The sequence below is a fragment of the Natrinema sp. H-ect4 genome (assembly GCF_041894845.1).
Taxonomy (GTDB): domain Archaea; phylum Halobacteriota; class Halobacteria; order Halobacteriales; family Natrialbaceae; genus Natrinema.
The window spans coordinates 77,773-96,541 of sequence record NZ_JBHDYC010000005.1 but is presented as its reverse complement, the minus strand read 5'-3'; the positions used below and the strand labels follow the sequence as shown (position 1 = coordinate 96,541).

At 65.9% G+C, this 18,769-nt stretch carries 18 protein-coding genes; 6 read left to right on the top strand and 12 right to left on the bottom strand.

From position 1 onward, the window contains the following. Nucleotides 1–47 precede the first annotated feature (47 nt). Nucleotides 48–848 carry a formate/nitrite transporter family protein gene (locus ACEWFR_RS08635; protein ID WP_374060639.1) on the top strand — a complete coding sequence of 267 codons (801 nt, stop codon included), beginning with the start codon at nucleotides 48–50 and terminating at the stop codon, nucleotides 846–848. A 21-nt stretch (nucleotides 849–869) separates the two neighbouring features. Here ACEWFR_RS08635 and ACEWFR_RS08630 read toward each other — a convergent pair whose 3' ends face one another. The 8 genes from ACEWFR_RS08630 to ACEWFR_RS08595 form a co-directional block, all read right to left on the bottom strand. Then, complete coding sequence (locus ACEWFR_RS08630) at nucleotides 870–1,220, bottom strand: MarR family transcriptional regulator (RefSeq protein ID WP_098727490.1); 351 nt, start codon at nucleotides 1,218–1,220, stop codon at nucleotides 870–872. A 72-nt stretch (nucleotides 1,221–1,292) separates the two neighbouring features. Continuing rightward, nucleotides 1,293–2,111, bottom strand: coding sequence for an NRDE family protein (locus ACEWFR_RS08625; RefSeq protein WP_374060638.1), 819 nt, complete (start codon nucleotides 2,109–2,111; stop codon nucleotides 1,293–1,295). 53 nt (nucleotides 2,112–2,164) lie between these two features. Then, the gene (locus ACEWFR_RS08620) at nucleotides 2,165–3,754 is read right to left on the bottom strand and encodes a BCCT family transporter (protein WP_374060637.1); all 1,590 of its coding nucleotides are present in this window, start codon (nucleotides 3,752–3,754) and stop codon (nucleotides 2,165–2,167) included. A 399-nt stretch (nucleotides 3,755–4,153) separates the two neighbouring features. Then, entirely contained in the window at nucleotides 4,154–5,761 is a 1,608-nt protein-coding gene (locus tag ACEWFR_RS08615; protein ID WP_374060636.1) for a class I adenylate-forming enzyme family protein, read from the bottom strand. Further along, entirely contained in the window at nucleotides 5,758–6,870 is a 1,113-nt protein-coding gene (locus ACEWFR_RS08610) for a mandelate racemase/muconate lactonizing enzyme family protein (protein WP_374060635.1), read from the bottom strand. The genes ACEWFR_RS08615 and ACEWFR_RS08610 overlap by 4 nt, the downstream gene beginning before the upstream one ends. Further along, nucleotides 6,867–7,811: a 1,4-dihydroxy-2-naphthoate polyprenyltransferase gene (locus ACEWFR_RS08605; RefSeq protein ID WP_374060634.1), complete on the bottom strand. Its 945-nt coding sequence runs from the start codon at nucleotides 7,809–7,811 to the stop codon at nucleotides 6,867–6,869. The genes ACEWFR_RS08610 and ACEWFR_RS08605 overlap by 4 nt, the downstream gene beginning before the upstream one ends. Before the next feature lie 73 nt (nucleotides 7,812–7,884). Next, on the bottom strand, nucleotides 7,885–9,108 hold the full coding sequence (locus ACEWFR_RS08600; RefSeq protein ID WP_374060633.1) for a hypothetical protein: 1,224 nt from the start codon (nucleotides 9,106–9,108) through the stop codon (nucleotides 7,885–7,887). A 46-nt stretch (nucleotides 9,109–9,154) separates the two neighbouring features. After that, on the bottom strand, nucleotides 9,155–10,045 hold the full coding sequence (locus tag ACEWFR_RS08595) for a 1,4-dihydroxy-2-naphthoyl-CoA synthase (RefSeq protein ID WP_374060632.1): 891 nt from the start codon (nucleotides 10,043–10,045) through the stop codon (nucleotides 9,155–9,157). 202 nt (nucleotides 10,046–10,247) lie between these two features. On the opposite strand from ACEWFR_RS08595, the gene ACEWFR_RS08590 reads away from it, so the two are divergent. Continuing rightward, the gene (locus ACEWFR_RS08590; RefSeq protein ID WP_374060631.1) at nucleotides 10,248–11,231 is read left to right on the top strand and encodes a J domain-containing protein; all 984 of its coding nucleotides are present in this window, start codon (nucleotides 10,248–10,250) and stop codon (nucleotides 11,229–11,231) included. A 226-nt stretch (nucleotides 11,232–11,457) separates the two neighbouring features. Here the strand turns inward: ACEWFR_RS08590 and menD are convergent, their stop codons facing one another. The 3 genes from menD to ACEWFR_RS08575 form a co-directional block, all read right to left on the bottom strand. Next, nucleotides 11,458–13,326, bottom strand: a complete 1,869-nt coding sequence (gene menD / locus ACEWFR_RS08585) for a 2-succinyl-5-enolpyruvyl-6-hydroxy-3-cyclohexene-1-carboxylic-acid synthase (protein ID WP_374060630.1) — start codon at nucleotides 13,324–13,326, stop codon at nucleotides 11,458–11,460. Between the two features lie 11 nt (nucleotides 13,327–13,337). Next, nucleotides 13,338–14,681 carry an isochorismate synthase MenF gene (locus ACEWFR_RS08580; protein WP_374060629.1) on the bottom strand — a complete coding sequence of 448 codons (1,344 nt, stop codon included), beginning with the start codon at nucleotides 14,679–14,681 and terminating at the stop codon, nucleotides 13,338–13,340. Between the two features lie 93 nt (nucleotides 14,682–14,774). Next, nucleotides 14,775–15,371, bottom strand: coding sequence for a sulfite oxidase-like oxidoreductase (locus ACEWFR_RS08575; RefSeq protein WP_374060628.1), 597 nt, complete (start codon nucleotides 15,369–15,371; stop codon nucleotides 14,775–14,777). A gap of 410 nt (nucleotides 15,372–15,781) precedes the next feature. On the opposite strand from ACEWFR_RS08575, the gene ACEWFR_RS08570 reads away from it, so the two are divergent. After that, complete coding sequence (locus ACEWFR_RS08570; protein WP_374060627.1) at nucleotides 15,782–16,081, top strand: hypothetical protein; 300 nt, start codon at nucleotides 15,782–15,784, stop codon at nucleotides 16,079–16,081. 158 nt (nucleotides 16,082–16,239) lie between these two features. Continuing rightward, on the top strand, nucleotides 16,240–16,461 hold the full coding sequence (locus tag ACEWFR_RS08565; protein WP_098727151.1) for a ribbon-helix-helix domain-containing protein: 222 nt from the start codon (nucleotides 16,240–16,242) through the stop codon (nucleotides 16,459–16,461). 7 nt (nucleotides 16,462–16,468) lie between these two features. Here ACEWFR_RS08565 and ACEWFR_RS08560 read toward each other — a convergent pair whose 3' ends face one another. Next, nucleotides 16,469–16,651 (bottom strand): hypothetical protein, encoded by a 183-nt coding sequence (locus ACEWFR_RS08560; RefSeq protein WP_374060626.1) that lies wholly within the window; start codon nucleotides 16,649–16,651, stop codon nucleotides 16,469–16,471. A 203-nt stretch (nucleotides 16,652–16,854) separates the two neighbouring features. Between ACEWFR_RS08560 and hisF the strand changes: the two genes are divergently transcribed. Further along, entirely contained in the window at nucleotides 16,855–17,670 is an 816-nt protein-coding gene (gene hisF, locus ACEWFR_RS08555; protein WP_374060625.1) for an imidazole glycerol phosphate synthase subunit HisF, read from the top strand. A 140-nt stretch (nucleotides 17,671–17,810) separates the two neighbouring features. After that, entirely contained in the window at nucleotides 17,811–18,698 is an 888-nt protein-coding gene (locus tag ACEWFR_RS08550; protein ID WP_374060624.1) for a hypothetical protein, read from the top strand. The last annotated feature ends 71 nt before the right edge of the window (nucleotides 18,699–18,769 follow it).

Below are 18,769 nucleotides of genomic sequence, written 5' to 3'. Positions count from 1 at the left end.
GCGTATTCATGTCGAGCCGTTATCTATCAGCGAAGGGTAATCAGGGTGTGCCCATCGCTCCGGACCCCGACGAGATATTCGAACGGGCAGTCGAGGAAGGCGAACGGCGACTCGACCAATCACTGCTCGAGCTGACGGCGACCAGCTTTATCGCGGGGTTCACGATCGTCTTCGGCATCGCAGCGCTGGGGGTCGTCGACGCGCTGGTCGAACCGCGGTTCGGCGACGTCGCGCACATCGCGGGTGCGCTCTCCTTCGGCGTCGGCGTCGTCTTCTTGGTCGTCGGCCGGTCGGAACTGTTCAACGAGAACTTCTTCGACCCGGCCGCGAAGGCCGTCGATCGAGATGGGTCCTGGCTGCTCGGGCCGCTCCTTCGACTGTGGACCGTCACCCTCGTCGTCAATCTCGTCGGCGGGTTCCTCTTCGCGTTCGTCTTCGCGGTCGACGGCGTCCTCCCGTCGGGATCGGCACACGCGCTCTCTCGGACCGCCGAAGGGATCGTCCACCGACCGATGCGGGGGATGTTCGCGAGCGCCATCATCGGTGGCGCGCTCGTGAGTCTCCTGTCGTACCTCCTCGAGGCCGTCAACAGCGTCCGGAGCCGCATCACGATTGCGTACATCGTCGGGTTCCTGCTAGCTCTGGGCCCGTTCGACCACGTGGTAGTCACCGCGATTCACGTGTTTTTCGGGTTCCTCTTCAGTACAGGTATCGGCTACTGGGCGCTGGCCGAAACGATCGTCATCGCGACCGCAGGAAACCTCGTCGGGGGATTGGGGCTGGTCACGTTCACCCACGTCGCTCAAGTGCGGGGCGCGCGGGATCCGACCGGATCGGCCGAAACCTGACCGGCTACTACGACGAACCGATCACTCCTCGTACGCGAGGTTCATGATCCACTGCGAGAAGGCGTCGCTGTTGGGGTCAACCTCCTCCTCGCCGATAAACGGCGAGAGCATGTCGCCGGCCATCAGGAGGGTGAAATCGAGGTCTCGAGCGGTCGGTGAGACGTAGTAGGTGTTGTGGCCGTCGTACACGGTCTCCTCGCGATCGACGAGTTCCTTCTCGACGAGCGACTCGACGATTCGGCTTCCTTTGCGCGAGGAGACGTCCAGTTCCTTCCAGAAGTCGCTCTGGTGGATACCGCCGGACTCGCGGACGAGCTCGAGCCCGGCCCGCTCGTCCTCGGTGAGTTCGGCTTCGGCCGCGGTAACGCTCACGGTGACCACCTCGCCGTGTGCGTCGCTACAGGCAGGAGTGCGTCCATATCCATACGAGATGGAGCGAGCCGCTTAAATGTGCCCTTCCCCTTCGAGTGCAGAGTCCTCGTCGGTCTCGTGGCCCCCGTGTTCGGGATCGGTCGCACCGTCGCCGGTTCTGACGGATACGTCGTCGTAGCTCGTTCGACACGGCGGCCCCGGTGCGAAGGCGTATCGCGCCGTCTCCGGACCGAGCGCGATCAGCGACGACGATCGCGTCCCGTACCCATTTCGGTGGATGCAGACGCCGAACTCGTGGTCGCCGAGCACGTCACCCGCCCGCTCGAGCCACGCCGCAGCGCTCTCTCCGGACTCGGGCGCGAGCGCCTCTCGCACTGATTTCGCGTTCGCCGCTTGCTCTCGACCCGCATCGGTCCGGACCGACGGGACGTCGACCGCGTCGTCGACGGCGACGTTGACGACGACGTGAACCCCCGGCTCGAACTCGGTCAGGGAGAGCGCGCCGTCCCACTCGTAACAGAACGCGTCCGCCGCGTCGGCCACGACGAGGTAGAAGCCGTCGTACTCGTCGGCGTCGGTCGCCGCTTCGACGATCGATTTCGCATCCGCGGCAGAGCGTGCCTCGAGTACGTCGGCGACGAGCAATCCCCGAGAGCGCTCGCCGGCGAGATCGGCGTCGGTCCACTTGTTCGTGATACCGACGAAGACGCCGTACTCGTTGTAGCCGATCCAGGTGCCGCCGGCTTCGGCGTCGCTCGGCGCGACGATCAGCGGCTCCTCACTGTAGACGGCGGGCGGCAGCGCTTCGCGCTCGAGTGCCTCGTCACGGTTCGCGGCGACCGCGACCGGCGCGTCGTCGAAGACCTGCCAGGCGAGCGTGAGCGTACACACGGGTCGGCGTAGGGACGCCACCGTCTTAACTTCGGCTCCGATAGGGCGCTCGCTCAATCGTCGTCAGTCACGCTGCGGGTAGTCCGCTGCCGGCGGACCGTCTGGGGACCCAATCGTTCCCGCTCGTCGTCCCGGACGTAGTCCCGGGCGACGACGTAACTGCCATACAGGATGAGCAACAGGAACAGCGAGAACGGGAGCGCCATCGTCACCGAGAGCGACTCGATGGCGCTGAACTCCTCGAGTCGGAGTGACATCATCCCGAAGAGCGCGAGCAGCGCGCCCCACCACGCGCGGTTTCGCGGGTTGGGGTTCTCGTCGCCCAGCGTAATGGCCGAGATCATGAACACCGCCGAGTCGAGCGACGTGATGATGTAGCCGGCGATGATGAGAACGAACAGCACCGCGAGCACCGTGCCGAACGGCGTGATCTCGAGCGCTCTCGCGACGGCTGCGGGATTGCCTGCCGAGGCCATCGCTTCGGCGACCGGTTCCTGATAGCCCGGCGCGAGCACCCAGCCACCGATGAGACCGTGCTGGATCCACGTGAAGACCGTCGGGACGACGACGAGCACGGCGAACATCTCCCGGATGGTCCGCCCCTTCGAGACGCGGGCGACGAAACTGCCGACGAAGATGCTCCAGGCGGCCCACCAGGCCCACCAGAAACCGGTCCAGTTGGCCGCCCAGTTGCCCTCGGCTCCCGGCGCTGTGTACAGCGTCAGCCGGAACATATCGCTGAGCCAGACGCCCGTCGCGTCCAGACTCAGTTCGAGCATGTAGAGCGTCGGTCCGACCACCACGAGCACGGCCATCGCGACGCCGATGAGCACCACCGTCGCTCGAGCCGCGTTGCGGATCCCTTTTCGGAGGCCGAGCCAGACATCAGCAAGGAAGACGGCGCCGATCAGCGCGAACACCGCGTAGGTCAGGACCGTCGCGTCGAGTCCGAACACGCGGCTGAGGATCGCCGACATCGTCTGAGCGCTGAAGCCGAGCGTCGTCGAGATGCCGCCGATCGTGGCGATGAGCGCCGCCAGATCGACCAGCCAGTAGAGCCCGGGGATGCGATCTTTGTCGACGACACCGGTGAGCATCGAACTGATCTTGTACTCGCCGACGCCGTCCGTGTAGACCACGATCCCGAAGGCGATCGCAACGGGGAGATACCACATCGCCAGCCCCGGGAACACCTCGTGAATGAACATGAAGGCCAGTGCCATCGACTCGGCTGATGCGCCCTGGACGGGGGCGGGATCCGGCGGCGGATGCTGGACGATCGACACCGGTTCCGCGACGCCCCAGATGAGAACCGAGGCACCGAACCCGACGGTGAACACCATCGATAGCCACGAAAAGAGGCCGAACTCCGGTTCGGCGTCGGGGCCGCCGATACGGAGCCGACCGTATCGTGAGACTGTGAAGGCGAAGACGGAAATGAGTAGAACGAACCCGAGGAGGATGAACCACCAGCCGAAGTAGGTGAGTATCCATCCCTTCGCACCGGTGAGAACGCTGCTCAGCAGCGACGGCCGGAAAAAGCCGAACCCGCCGAGCGAGAGCATCACGCCCATCGTCACGAAAAAGAGGGCCCGCTCCGCCCGCGATGCGTCCTCGAGGCCGAGAAGTTTCCCCGCGTTCATCGGTCGACCCCCCTGAGAGTGCCGTCAACACTGAGAGCGCTGTCAACACTGAGAGCGCTGTCAACACTGAGAGCGCTGTCAACACTGAGAGCGCTGTCAACACTGAGAGCGCTGTCAACACTGAGAGCGCTGTCAACACTGAGAGCGCTGTCAACACCACAGTTGTTTGACCGCGTGATCTTCGGCCGCGTGATGTCGCTACTCACAATTTTGTGAGCTACCATCAGATGTGTCCCGAATCCCGCAGCTAAATACTGATATACTCTTTGTCTCGAGACCGTCTCCAGAGCCGTTACCACACTCGACCCTGCCGTCTCGATACCGTTCTCCTCGGCGGAAACGGAGCGGGACTCCGTCCCTTGGGCAGTCGGATGTCGCTCGATACCGGCTACCGCCGAATCACGGCGACTCGGCCGGGTCGATGCCGCCCTCGAGCAGCCGATCCCGAACCGCATCGCGGTCGACGGTTCCCGACGCTGTCCGGGGAAGTTCATCGGCGAACCTGATCGTCTTCGGTCGCTTGAACCCGGCGAGGCGATCGTCACAGTGAGCGAGCAGCGACTGCTCGAGCCGCCCGTCCGAATCGATTTCGGGGTCGGGAACGACGAGCGCTGCGACCCGTTCGCCCCACTCCTCGTCGGCGAGCCCGACGACTGCGGCGTCGGCGACGCGAGGATGCGATCGAAGCACCGCGACGACCGCCCCGGGATCGACGTTCTCGCCGCCGGTGACGATCCGATCGCTACGGCGATTGAGGATCCACAGTCGTCCGTCCGCGTCGCGATAGCCGACATCGCCAGTGTGTAATCCGCGCTCGCCGAACGCGGACGCGGTGTTCGCCTCGTCGAGATAGCCCGGCGTCACCGTCGGTCCCGACACGACGAGTTCTCCCTCTTCGTCGGGCCCGACCGTTGTGCCGGTCTCGTCGACGACGGAGACGTCGGTGAACAACAGCGGCTGTCCAACGGTGCCCTCGTACGTGTCGATTTCCGTCGGCGTCGCCGTCGCGATCTGGGAGGCCGTTTCGGTCATCCCGTAGGTCGGATGCACCGGAACGTCCGCCGTCCGGCAGCGCTCGAGCAACTCGCTCGAGGCCGGTGCGCCGCCGAGCAGGACGAATCGCAGTGTGTCGGCCGGTTCCCAGCCGGCCTCGAGCAGGCGCTTGCACATCGTCGGGACGAGCGAGACGCCCGTAACGTCGTACTCCTCGAGCACGCGCGCGGTCGATTCCCCGCCGAACTCGCGCTGGATCACGACGGGTGTGCCGTACAGCGCCGACCGGAGGACCGGTGCCAGCCCGCCCATGTGGTACATCGGGAGACAGCACAGCCATCGATCGCTCGGCAGCACGCCGAGTCGGAACACGGAGGCCGTGGCGCTCGCGACCAGATTGCCGACCGTCAGCCGGACGCCCTTTGGCTCCCCGGACGTCCCGGAGGTGAACATGAGCAGCTGCGTGTCGTCGCGCTCGAGCGGGACCGGGTCGACCGATCGGCCGTCGAGCCCGCGGTCGGTCTCAGTCGCGTCGCTCAGCTCGGACGAGAGCAGCGATCCCGTCCGGTCGTCGTTCGGTTCATCGACCGAGCGAACGTCGACCGACTCGGTTTCGGCCGCGATTTCGAGCGCCGCGGCTTCGGTGTCCCGCTCGCAGACGACGGCGGTGATATCGGTCCGCTCAGCTTTCGAAACGAGTTCGCCGGTCGTCTCGCGAACGTTGAGCGGGACGACGGTCGTTCCGGTCCGCATCGCAGCGAAAAAGAGGGTCGCGAAGGCCGGGCGCGTGTCCATCAGAACGCCGATTCGCTGAGAGTCGCCTCGCTCCGCGTCGCTTCGCTCGAGGACGGCCGACTCGAGGGCTGACGCGGCGCGGTCGACGCGACGATCGAACTCGCGAAAACTCCACGCCGCGTCGGTCTCGATATCGAGCAGCGCCGTCCGCTGTGGCGTCGCGGCCGCGCGGTGGGCGATCGGATCGCGCGTCGGCCAGTCGACTGGGCCCGGAGTCATCGCTCACTCCAGACGTCCGAGACGCCGAGTCCCTTCGCCTGCGGGACGACCGCCGACCCCTTCTCGAGCAACACGGGATCCCGCCCGAGATCCGCCGCGAGCAGTTCGCCGGTCGCGAGCCCGCAGGCCGGCACGTCGGGGATCGCCGCTGCGAGGTGGACCGCACCCGTCCGGGCGACGACCCCGTCGATCGTCGTCGTCACCAACGGCGTGATATCGAGTTCGGTCAGCCAGGCCGCGACCTTGCGGGCGACGTCGATTCCGCCGAGTGCCATCGGCTTCAGAACGACGACGTCCGCCGCGTCGGCCTCACAGATCGAGTCGACGCCGTGCTCGAGCAGTCCCTCGTCGAGTGCGATCGAGACGCCGCGACTCATCGCCCGAAGGTCGGCGTGTCCCTCGAGCGCGCCAGCGGGCAGCGGCTGCTCGAGGATCGAAACCCCTAGATCCGCGAATGCGTCGAGCGCCGATTCGGCTTCCTCGTAGGTCCACGCCTCGTTGGCGTCGGCCCGCAGCTCGACGCTCGAGCCGACGGCGTCGCGAACGCGACGAACGCGCTCGATATCGTCCTCGACGCTTCGGATCCCCACCTTCAGCTTGCAGCAATCGAAGCCGCGATCGACCGCCCGACGTGCTTCGGACACCGTTTCTGCGGGGGAGCCGTCGCCGATCGTCGCGTTGACGGGAACCCGACCCACCATCGGCCCCTGGCCGAGATAGCGGTACAGCGGCGTCGACTCGCGCGTCGCCTGCAGGTCCGCGAGCGCGAGCGAGAGCGCGTGTCTGGCCGCGACCTGCCGGTCGACGGTCTCGAGCGCCTCGCTTGGCCCGCCCGTCCGAAGCGCGTCCCAAGCGCGCTCGAGCGCCCGTTCGCAGTCTTCGAGGGACTCGGTCCACCCCTGAAGCGGCGTGGCTTCACCGTAGCCGACGGCGGGTTCGGGCAGGACTCCACCGCCGGTTCCGTTCGGATCGGTATCGCTGCTCTCGTCGACCAACCGGACGAGAAATCCGTCCCGCGAGTCGATCGTCCCGTCGGCCGTCTGCAGCGGCTCGGCAAGGGGGAGCGAGAACGATCGGTACTCGAGGGAAAGGTCGTCGGTCTGACTCATAGGACCACCAGCCCCCCCGCGAAACAGATCGCGTACATCGCGAGCAGTTTGCCGGTCCCCTCGAGTGCCGGGTTGAGCGCCTCGCCGTCGGTTCGCGTACAGACGGTTCGGGCGACCATCGCGGCGTAGGGCAGCGTGACGAGCGGGAGCAACACGCCGGGGCCGAAACCGGCTGCGAGCCAGAACCAGACCGGGACGACGTAGGCGAGCGCGAGCATGGCGACGTACTCGAGGCGGCTCCACCGGTAGCCGAGCCGAACTGCGAGCGTCCGTTTGCCGGTCTCGGCGTCGGTCTCCAGATCGCGGACGTTGTTCACGACGAGGATGGCGGTCGAAATCCCGGCGACGGGCAGGCTCGCCACGACGGCTTCGAGCGGTATCGTTCCGTCGGGGATCGTCGTCGCCAGCGGCTCCGCGAGGACGGCCGCGGCCTGGACGTAGTAGGTCCCGGTCACGGCGACGAGGCCGAAGAAGACGAAGACGAACAGGTCTCCGAGGCCGTGATAGCCCAGCGGGTAGGGGCCGCCGGTGTAGGCCCAGCCACAGAAGACGCTCACGAGCCCGATTACGAGGATCGGAAGCCCGCCGACGTAGACGAGATAGGTCCCGGTGAGGATCGCCAGCCCGAACGTCACGGCGGTCGCGAGCTTCACCTGCTCGGGCGAGATGAGCCCCGACTGGGTTACGCGGGTAAAGCCCTCGCGATCCGCCGTGTCGGCACCCTTGACCGCGTCGTAGTAGTCGTTGGCGAAATTCGTTCCAATCTGTATCAACGCCGATCCGACGAACGCCATCACTGCCGGCAACAGCGCGAACACCCCCTCGTCGGCTGCCAGCCCCGTCCCCACGATGATCGGGGCCGCAGCCGCGGGCAAGGTCTGGGGGCGGGCCGCCATCAGCCACGCCTTCGTCCGTGATATCTCGACCTCGGCCGAACTCATTAATCGAGTGTCCCACTCGAGAGAGTGTCAACGTTGGCATTGCGAGCCGACCGATGCCCTATCGACAGTGAAATTACGGCTCGGGAACCACCAGCTCGAGTGGCTCCATCTCGACGAACGCGGTCTCGTATCCCTGGTGTCGCGCCGTTTGCGGCGGTGATTCGACCGTGATCGGTACCGAATCGCCCGGTCGCGCGTCCGCGAGGGACACTCCGTAGTGGACCCCGAACTCGCTATCGAGCGTTTGCGTGAACTCGAGCGGCTCGTCGACGGCTGGTTCCCCGTCCCGTTCGACCCCAGCGCGCAGCGACATGTTCGCGAGCGGCACGCGGTTGTACGGCGTCCGCGGCGAGACGAGCAGGTATCGGTCGTCGCCGTCGGCCAGCCGCGAACCGGACTCGAGCAGCGTGGCGACGAACGCCGCATCGCCGCTCATCGGTACTTCGTCACCCGAGTCCGTCCCGGAGTCAGCGTCCGGATCGAGCAACTGGGTTCCGGGGTAGTCGTCGGCGGGTGGCAGTGCGGAGTACGGAACCTCGGAGTGCGTTCCCTCCGTTTCTCCGTCGTTATCGTCGGTCATGGGTTCGAGCGCGCCCTGGTCACCCCAGCGCTCTCGGTCGAGGAGGTCGATGCCGCCGACGACCTCCTGGCGGAAGGTGTCGTCGTAGGTAAATTCGAACGTCACCGTCTCGATCTCGCCGAAGCGTCCCGCGAACGCACCGGTTCGCCGCATCGAAACGGGCGGCAGTTCGATCCTGACGGCATAGGTGCCATCGCTCGGGAGGGAGACGTTGTCCCCGACGTGGAGTCCCATCTCCTGGGAGAGCATCGGCCACAGCGACGATCGTCGCCGCCAGTCGTCCTCGCCGTCGATCGTCACTCGGGGCGTGCCGTCGACGGGAAGCACGCGCTCCGTCGCCGGGTCCCAGACGACGATCATCAGGTGAATCCCGCGGCTGCCGTCGGGTTCGACGAGCTGGCGATCGGTCCCGGTGACGAGCCAGAACGGATGCGGGTACGAGAGCATCGGTGCCAGCGCGTAGTCGCCGGCCTGCACCGGCTCGAGGACTCGCATCGATTTCCGGTGGCCGGGGAGATAGACCGCGTCCGGCGGGTTCTCGATCATCGGAATCGGCGCGGCTCCCGCGGCATCGTCGCCGTCGCGTTCGGCTCCGGTTTCGCGGTCGCCGCTGCTCTCGTTACCCTCCTTCGTTCCGCTACCCGGCGCTGTACAGCCTGCAACGGAGAGCACAGCCGGGACGACGGCCGTCCGTCGGAGATACGTTCGTCGATTCATAGCGGGTCGAATTACTCGAGCGGCGGACAAGCGGCTGCCCGGCCGCTCAGTAGTGCCACGGGTAGTCGTCGAAATCGGGGTCACGACCCTCGACGAAGGCGTCCCGTCCCTCCGCCGCCTCGTCGGTCATGTACCCCAGCCGCGTCGCCTCGCCCGCGAAGACCTGCTGGCCGACCATCCCGTCGTCGGTCATGTTGAACGCGTATTTGAGCATCCGCATCGCCGTTGGGCTCTTGGAATTGATGCGCTCGCCCCACTCGAGTGCGGTCGCCTCGAGTTCCTCGTGTGGCACCGCTTCGTTGACCATGCCCATCTCCGCGGCCTCCGCGGCGTCGTAGGTCTTCCCGAGGAAGAACACCTCGCGGGCCTTTTTCTGGCCGATTTGCTTGGCGAGGTACGCCGAACCGAAGCCGGCGTCGTAGCTCGCCACGTCGGGGTCGGTCTGGAGGAACTTCGCGTGCTCCTCGCTCGCGAGCGTGAGATCGCAGACGACGTGCAGCGAGTGGCCGCCGCCGACGGCCCACCCCGGGACGACGCAGACGACGACCTTCGGAATGTGCCGGATGAGACGCTGGACCTCGAGAATGTGCAATCGACCCTGCTCCGATGCCCGTTCTTCGTCTCCTTCATATTGATAGCCGTCCTCGCCGCGAATCGTCTGGTCGCCGCCGGAACAGAAGGCCCACCCCCCATCTTTCGACGACGGACCGTTCCCGGTCAGCAGGATGCAGCCGACGTCGGTCTGGCGCTTGGCGTGGTCCAGCGCGTCGTACAGTTCGTCGACGGTCCCCGGCCGAAAGGCGTTGCGAACGTCGGGTCGATCGAACGCGATCCGAACCGTTCCGGAATCGACCGCCCGGTGGTACGTGATGTCCTCGAACTCGTCGTTCAGGTCCGCCGCCTCCCACTGCTCCGGATCGAAGCGTTCCGAAACCATTTGCTCGAGTGTGGTGTGCGGGACGTGAAATAGGTTCTCGTCGCGATTCGGCCGATTTCATATAGCGATATATGATTTAGATGTCGGATGCAGACCGAATTTCCGTGCCAGCGAGTGCTGCGGTCACGGCGCGATCACCGTTCGCGAGTGACAGTCATCTAGCCCGAGTGGTTTTTTACCCGGCCGCCGAAGCGCTCACGCGATGGGCGAGTCGTACTACGAGGTGCTCGAGGTCGATTCCGATGCCACCCGAGACGAGATCGAATCGGCCTACCGCGAGCGCGTCCTCGAGACGCATCCGGATCACTCCGACGACCCCGACGCGGCCGAGCGGTTCCAGCGGGTCACGACCGCGAAGTCGGTGCTCACGGACGGCACGGAGCGCGCACGCTACGATCGGCTCGGCCACGACGCCTACGTCAGTCTCGCGCGGGGACCTGCTGGTGGGGAACCCTCGAGCGGCGGCGATGACGCGAACGGTGCAGCCGACTCGAGCGGCGCGGGCACGGGTGGTTCCGCGACCGACAGCGGCGGGGCGACTGAGAATGGCCGGAGGAAATCGGGCCGCTCGAGTGGGGCGCGGACGGACCGGCGGACCCGAAGCGGGACCGACGGCGACAGCAGCGCTCGAGCGGGGAGCCATCACGCGCGCCAGCGGAGCCATCGGCAACGCCGACGGAAGAAGCGACGAGCGACGGGCGACTGGCCCTTCGACGGTGGCCGATCACAGCCGAACGGGGCCCCGAATTCGGGACCGACGGCGGGACCCGGGGGTGCGGCGGACGCCGACGGCGACGGTGTGGCCGGGTTTCGCTACGCCGTCCACGACTGGGACGGTGCGGTCGATCTCGAGTGGGAGGGGCAACCGATCGATGGAACGACGGCGGTTTCGGTGGGATCAATTGCGTTCCTCTACCCGATGCTCGTCGTTGCGAGTCTGACGCCGCTGTTTTCACTGCCGGTGAACGCGATCGTCGCCGCGTGCACGCTCCTGTTGATCGGCTACCTGCTCACGATGCCTCGAGTCGCGATGGGGACGTTCGGCGTCTGGAGCGTCCTCTTTCCGGCCGGGATGGTGGGGTTTTCGCTGGTCGATCCGCTCTCCCCCTTCGGTTTGCTGGCGCTCGGGTTCGCCTGGATTCCGTTCGGCTATGCCGTCGCCCTCTGGTGGGTTCTTCGGCCATGAAGTGATGAATTCGTTCGTAATATCGAGATCAGAGGGACAAGTGTCCTGCTCTCGTGGACACAGGGAATTTCCACACCCTCCCCAGCCGATTCGCTCGCTCCCGTTGGTCACTCACTCATCCCTCGCACGAGGTCGTCGCTCGTCCTCGTTATCACTCGGACGACCAACAGCGCGCGCCACCGCATACCGTTTTATCAGTCGAGAACGAGGCCGGGGGGACTCCAAATCAGTCCGAACCGTCGACAGCGTCGTCTTCGAGCGCACTCGCGACCGCGTCCGTAGCCCGCCCCGCGAGCGCGTCGCGCCGCCGGTGGTTCGCTTCGGAATCGAATTCGACGGCGAGGACCTGTGTGCCCGCGGCCTCGAGCGATCGGCGATATGCGGCCGCGAAGTCCGCGGGAGCCACGCGCTCGAACTCGAGGCCGTACATTTCACCGAGCGCGTCAAACTCGAGGCCGTGGGGCGTTTTGAACTGCTGGGTGAATGGCGGATCGAACTCCTCGATCGGGAGTTTGTGAAAGATACCGCCGCCGTCGTTGTCGAGCAGTACGATCGTCGCGTCAACGTCGCAGCGATCGACCGCGAGCAGCCCGTTCGAATCGTGGTAGAACGCCAGGTCGCCGGTGACGAGCACGAGCGGGTCGTCAGTCGCGCTGCCGGCACCGAGCGCCGTGCTCGTAATCCCGTCGATCCCGCTCGCGCCGCGGTTTCCGAGCACCGTCAGGTCGGCCGCTTGCGGCCGGCCGAACCGGTCGGCGTCCCGGATTGGCATGCTGTTCGAGACGAACACCGTCGCCGGGTCCGGCGCGTTCGAAAAGACGGCTGCGAGGATCGCGCCCTCGAACGGCTCCGACTCGAGCGCGCTCGCGGTCAGCGCCTCGTCGCGAATCTCCCAGTGGCGTCGTTCGGCCGCATCGAACCGGGCGCGCCAATCGTCAGCGGTCGCCGCGTGCGGCATCGAATCCTCGGGCGCGCTTTCGGCGCGATCGCTCTCATCGAGCGCCTCGAGCAAGCCGTCGATGACGGCCCCGGGATCGGCCGCCAGCAGGTCCGTCGCGGTGAACGTCGCTTCGCGCCACGCGCCCGCGGGATCGAGCAGGAACTGCCTGGCGTCGGCGTCTCGAAGCCAGTGTCGGAGCGGTTTCGACGTCGGAGAGGCTCCGAATCGGAGGACGACGTCCGGCGACGGAAGTTCGGCGATGTAGGCGTCGTAGCCGCCGTAGATCGAGCGCGGCTCCTTGCGGTTCTCCCCGCCCGTCGGCCCGACGTGCGGACCGAACCGAAGTCCCGAGAGCGGATCCGCGAGTATCGGCGCGCCGAGCCGGTCGGCGAGTTCGGTGACCGCGGCGGGCTCGAGACCGATCAGACCGTCCGGATCGGCGGGTCCCGCGACGAACAGCGGCCGATCGGCCGCCTCGAGTGCACCCAGCAGCCGTCGGTGGTCGTCGTCCCCGAGCGCTCGCGTCCCGCCGGTCGTTTCGACGAACGGCCCGTCTCGTCCCCTTCCGGCCAGCGTCTCGGCGAACGACTCGGGGATATCGCCGGGCACGTCGATCGGCTCGAGGGGCTTTCGGAACGGACAGTTGAGGTGGACCGGACCCGGCGGGACGCCGGTCGTTTCGGCGAGCGCTCGCGCAGCGGTCGTCCGAAGACTTCGCACCGTCCGCTCGTCTGGTTCGGGTTCGGGCAGTTCCGCGTCCCACCGCACTGCATCGCCGTAGAGTTTGACCTGGTCGACGGTCTGATTCGCCCCACTATCGCGCAGTTCGGGCGGTCGGTCCGCCGTCAGAACCAGCAGCGGGACGCGGGCCCGATCGGCCTCCATCACCGCGGGGTGGAAGTTCGCGGCCGCCGTCCCGGAGGTACAGACCAGCGCCGTCGGCTTGCCGGTCCGCCGTGCGCGGCCGAGTGCGAAGTAGGCCGCGGCGCGCTCGTCGAGGTGCGAGTAGACGTCGATCTCGGCGTGCTCGGCGAAGGCGACCGTCAGCGGCGTCGATCGGCTGCCGGGCGCGAGACAGACGGCCTCGAGGCCGCCCTTTGCGAGTTCGTCGGCGAGGACGCGACCCCAGAGGGTCGCGCGGTTGGGTGCGGTCATTGGATCAGGTACTACCGTAATTCGTCGAGGATCGGCCGGAACTTCAGTTGTACTTCGTCCCACTCGTCGTCGGGATCGCTGTCGGCGACGATTCCGTTCCCCGCGAACAGCGTCACCGTCTCGTCGCTCGCGACGCCGGAGCGAAGCGCGACCGCGAACTCGCCGTCGCCGGCGGCGTCGAACCAGCCGACCGGCGCAGCGTACCAGCCCCGATCGAACGGCTCCGCGTCGCGGATCGTCTCCCAAGCCGCGTCGGGCGGGACGCCGCCGACCGCGGGCGTCGGATGAAGCGCCTCGACGATCTCGAGGACGTGACGGTCGCCCTCGAGCGTCGCCTCGATCGGCGTCTGCAGATGCTGAATGGTCGCCAACCGGCGAATCGTCTGCTCGCGAACGGTAAGATCTCGTGCGAACGGGGCGAGCTGTTCGCAGATCGCGTCGACAACGAGCCCGTGCTCGTCCTGGAACTTCGCGTCGGCCCGCATCCGTTCGACGTGCGTCTCGTCTTCGGCCGGCGTTTCACCTCGGGGGACCGAGCCGGCCAGCGCTTCTGTCTCGACGCGGTCGCCGCGTTTCGAAACGAGTCGCTCCGGCGGTGCACCGAAGAACGTACCGCCGACATCGTGAGCGACCAGAAATCGATAACAGTTGGGGTACTGGCGTCCCAGCCGCTCGAGCGTCGCGGGAACGTCGATCGGCCCCTCGAGGTCGACCGAAAGGGCCTGCGCGAGGACGACTTTCGCGAGCCGTCCCGCAGCGATTCGTTCGAGAGCGGTTTCGACCTGATCGGTCCACTCCGCCGGCGAGGTAGTGCGCCGCGTTCCGGCGACGCCGGGTGGCGAAGCGCCCGGACCCGTCGTCGACTGCGTCGTCAGGCGGTCGTGCCAGTGCTCGAGGCGGTCCTCGGCCTCGTTCGCTCGGCTTCCGACGGCCGTCAACCACGTCCTGTCGTCGGTGCGGGTCACGAGGACCTGCGGAACGACGAACGAGGCCGCGTCGAAGCCGGCCCAGGGGGCGGCCGGCTCGTGGCCGTCGTGAAACGAAAAACCGCCAATCGCCCGCGGTCGGGCCGCCGCGGGCCCGTCGTGTGTGAGCCGGTCGAACGCTCGGCTCGCCTGCGATCGAATTCGATCGAATCTGTCGGTACCGTCCGCGGTAAACCGAACGGCGACACCTCGACCGACGAGTTCGAGACCGTCGGGATCGGCCCACTGGATGCGTGAATCTGCATTTCCGTCAAGGATCGAACTGACGGAAACACTCCCCAGATCGCGGCTCCGGCTGACGAGTTCGACGGCGTCGTCCACCGACTCGGTCTCACCAGCCAGTCGGCCCTCGCCCGACGATCGGTCCATCGACACCACGTCAGGACCGCCCCGCCTTCAGCCTAACTATTTGCAGACCGATCGCGAAACGGGTCCCCTTCGCAGGTCTCGCCGGAATCGACGCTAGCTGTACCGCTCTTCCTGCCACGGGTCTGCAGTCTGGGAGTACCCCCGGCGCTCCCAGTACCCCCGCTGGGGTTCCGTAAGAAATTCGATGCCGTCGACCCACTTCGCACCCTTGTAGGCGTACTTGTGAGGCGTGACCACCCGGAGCGGGCCGCCGTGATCTTCGGGGAGCGGTTCGCCGTCGAACGCCCACGTGAACAGGACGTCATCGCGCATGCAGTCCTCGAGCGGGAGATCGGTCGTGTAGTCGTCCAGCGCCGAGAACATGACGTGAACCGCGTCGTCGTGAACACCGGCTCGGGCGGCGATGTCGGGGAACGAGACGCCGGTAAACTCGCAGTCGAACTTGCTCCAGCCGGTCACGCAGTGAAAGTCCTGCCGTTGCGTGACGGTCGGTAACTCTCGAAACTCGGCCCACGAGAACGTCAGTTCCTCGTCGACTGCACCGGTGACGGTGAACTCCCACGTCTCGGGATCCCAGTTGGGGGTTCCGCTCTTCGAAAGGACGGGAAACGCGGACGTCTCGCGCTGTCCCGGCGGCAGTCGATCGTCGCCAAACTCCTGATAGAGCTCAGTCACATCCGTCGGGTTCATACTCGTGCGTACGCCGCGATAGACGTAGATCTGACGCCATCACCTGAGACGGTCTGTTGTCCCTCTCACCTGATGCGGTCTGTTGTACCCGGATTTCGGTGCACCCGTATCGGGTCGGGGGTGCGTCGGAACTGACTGACAGCACTCCAACTGAGTGTCGCGTTCGATTCGGTCCGGTCGGTGGCTCGGGCTCGAGTCCCTGGCACGAGAGCCCCGGATGAGCAAATCGGATGGACACTGAGATGCGAGTACCGCCGCGACCGAGACGGTCGCCCCAGAGCAATCCCAAATTGGCAAGCGGGGACCGGGACAACAACTGGTCGAAACGATACACTCACGGACACAACTCGGGGGTTTCCGGCGAAACCCTCGCCATCCCTTAGTACGGTCTCGGCGACGGCTATCAATGCATGGCGAGCAAACAACAGCTAACGGAACGGGAACTGTCCGGACAGGAACCAGCGGAGATCGGCCAACAGGCGATGGGCCCCGCAGTCGTCGCGTCGGCCGCGTCGGTCGGCCTCTCGTTGTACTACTTCTTCTTCCGCGGAAAGCGCGAGCTCGGCGCGTTCGTCGGTCTCTGGCCGCCGACGATCCTCGCGTTCGCGAGTTATTTCAATCAGCGGAAGATGAGCCAGCAACTCGAGACGCTGACCCAGCCCGGGACCAAACTGAAGGACGCGTTCGATTCGATGATGGGCAACCGCTAGGGCGACCCGCGACGACGACCCCCGCCCGTACGGCCCCGCGCGACGGCTTCGGCTTTCCTTTCTCGGGGTCTGTCGTTCCGACGAGACGGATCGTGTGCTTCCGATCGATGTGGACTCCCCGTCAAACCTAAATACCCCCTCGCCGAAAGCCGAATCAGATGCCGAAAGTAGAGATCACCATACCGGAGCACCTCGAGATGCAGATCGCCCAGATGGTCGAACGCGGCGAGTTCGTCAACCGCGAGGAGGCGATCGAGGACCTCCTTTCGACGGGCATCAAGGCATACAAGACCAGTGGACCCTCGGACGAAGACGAGGGCGCAGGAACCGGCTTCGAAGACGACGGCATGATGGGCCACGACGACGAGTACGTCTTCTAGCGTATATTCAGACCGCGAGCAACGGAATTCCGAAGGCGATCGCTGCACCGACCAGTGCGACCAAAGCACCGACGAAGACGGCTCGCGACGAGTAGTCGCTCATCGGTGCGGTCGTTCGGTCGGCGTCGAAATCGTGGCCGATGTCGGCTCCCGAATCGTCGTCCTCGGGTGGTTCGGTGTCGTCTGCCATACGCGTCCCTTCTCGATTCGATCACTTAAGAACACCTACACCGATCGTCCGCGGTGGGGGCTGGCGACCGGTCGTCTGATCGGAAGTCCGAGTCCGTCGTTCGAGTCGGTGCTCGGGATCGGCCGGTCCGACCTCATGTCATCCCGCGCGATCGATCCAGACCCCTTTACTACCCGGAGTGCGAATCGAGTGGTAGTTACCACATGGTCCTGACCAAGCGAGTCATCCCGTGTATCGACGTGGACCTCGACGACGACGGGAACCCGGCTGTCTACACCGGCGTCAACTTCGAGGATCTGAAATACACCGGCGATCCGGTCGAGATGGCCCGCGCGTACAACCGCGCTGGCGCGGACGAGTTCGTCTTTCTCGACATCACCGCCTCCGCCGAGGGTCGCGAGACGATGCTCGACGTCGTCGAGCGCGTCGCGGACGAGGTCTTCATCCCCCTCACAGTTGGCGGCGGCATCCGAACCACCGAGGATATCAAGGAGACGCTCCGGGCCGGCGCGGACAAGGTTTCGATCACCACCGGCGCGCTCGAGCGGCCCGAACTCATCAACGAGGGCGCGAAGGCGTTCGGCAACCAGTGTATCGTCATCAGCGTCGACGCCAAACGGCGGTTCGACGAGGAAGGCGAACATTACGTCGAGATCGACGGCGAATCCTGCTGGTTCGAATGTACGAAGAAGGGCGGCCGCGAGGGGACCGGAATCGACGTCCTCGAGTGGGCTGCAGAGGCCGAATCGCGGGGCGCGGGCGAACTGTTTGTCAATTCGATCGACAAGGACGGGACGAAAGACGGCTATGACCTCCCCCTGACGACGGCCGTCAGCGAAACCGTCGACACGCCGGTCATCGCCTCCTCGGGCTGTGGCGGTCCCGAGGACATGTACGACGTGTTCACCGAGGCCGGTGCGGACGCGGGGCTCGCAGCGTCGATCTTCCACTTCGACGAGTACTCGATCGAGGAGACGAAAGCCTATCTCGACGAGCACGGCGTCCCCGTTCGTCTCTGATCTTCGTCCGTTTCTGAACTCGAGCGACGAACCGTCGCCGCGATCCGCCGTATTCGTTATCCGCTGTATTCACGATCAACCGGATTCGCGACCCGTCGTATTCAATACGTTTATTCCGTCGCGGACCCGCGTTTCGACCAGTGAAATGGCGGTGTACGTGGTGTGGAAAACCGCACGCTGAAAACGACCCTCCCTGTGATGCCTGCGGTCACAACACCTTCGAGAAGGCGGTCGTCCGAGTGGACGACGAAACCCAGAGCGGGACCGAGAGCGGTGTCGATACCGATGCGGATTTTGGTTCCGAACTGACGGAATCCGGCACCGTCGACACCGGTCCCGACTACGTCTGGGCCTGTCCCAACTGCGGCCGGGAGCACGTCCGGAACACTCCGCCGTGTTCTCGCTGTGGCAACCCGGACCTCGAGCGGGTCGAGCAGACCTACGAGGGGCTCGAGCGCGATCTGGAAACGCCGAGCTGGTTCGCGGTTGCGAAGCCGTATCTGCCGATTCTCGTCGTGATGGGAGTTATCGTCGCGCTGTTCGCGACGGGAATCGTTTCGCCGTCAATCCTCCCGGGGATCGGCCCGCCGTCACCGCCCGACGCGCCCGGCGAGGGGACCGAGGCGGCCGGGATCGATCTCGAGGCGACGGAGGGGGAGATTCACGATCGACTCGAGGACGAACGGGAGTCATCGGAGTCGCGAACACACGACGACGGACTCGCGGCGTACGCGGAGTATCAAAACCGCGGGCTCGTCGCGATGGAGTTCGACGATCGAGAGCCCGAGGCCGTAGACCCCGACGAGTTCGATCCCAGCTGCGGTGACTCGCGGGTCGTCAGTGGACGCCTGACACTCACTGAGGTATCGGTCCAAAACAACAGCGACGAGTCGGCGTTCGGCGACGCTATCGCCGAGCAGCTCCTCGCGGAGTACGGTGAAGACATGTTGACCGGCTTCGACGCCGAGGGGTTCGACGTTCATAGAGCGCCCAACGGGGACGTCTTCGTCTTCTATGCCGCATGTTGAGTGAGCGTTTTACTCGGATCGGTGGGTCGTGATCAGCTCTCTGAGCGATTACACGAACCCCTCGAGAAGCG